The sequence below is a fragment of the Litoribacterium kuwaitense genome, assembly GCF_011058155.1.
GTDB classification, from domain to species: domain Bacteria; phylum Bacillota; class Bacilli; order Bacillales; family DSM-28697; genus Litoribacterium; species Litoribacterium kuwaitense.
On the sequence record NZ_JAALFC010000160.1, the window covers coordinates 1 to 317 of the forward strand.

1 protein-coding gene is annotated in these 317 nt (G+C 43.2%); it reads left to right on the forward strand.

All coding sequences use genetic code 11. The annotated features are described in order from the left end of the window. Nucleotides 1-15: 15 nt before the first annotated feature. A partial coding sequence (locus tag G4V62_RS19495; protein ID WP_165205267.1) for a transposase occupies nucleotides 16-317 on the forward strand: 302 nt, incomplete at its 3' end.

The following is a 317-nucleotide window of genomic DNA, read 5'->3' on the forward strand; positions in this document are numbered from 1 at the left end:
AGGAGATGTACTTCCATGACCATTATACGACAACTAAGCCTTTTTGACATGCATGAATTATACGAAATGGAATCTACCCACCATTTTGAAGCTGTTTTTTCTGCAATCGACCTGACGCCTTTTTGGAGTCTCTTTGATAAACCTAAAAAAGTAGGTGCCCCGAGAGAGCTGAATTATGGCGCCATGGTCTATTCACTGATCGCTCGTGTGGTGGAGCGTATCGTGACAATGAAAGACCTCGTCAAACGGTTAAAACGTGATCCTATCTTTCGATATGACTGTGGGTTTCTTCACTCTGATCAAATTCCATCCGAGGC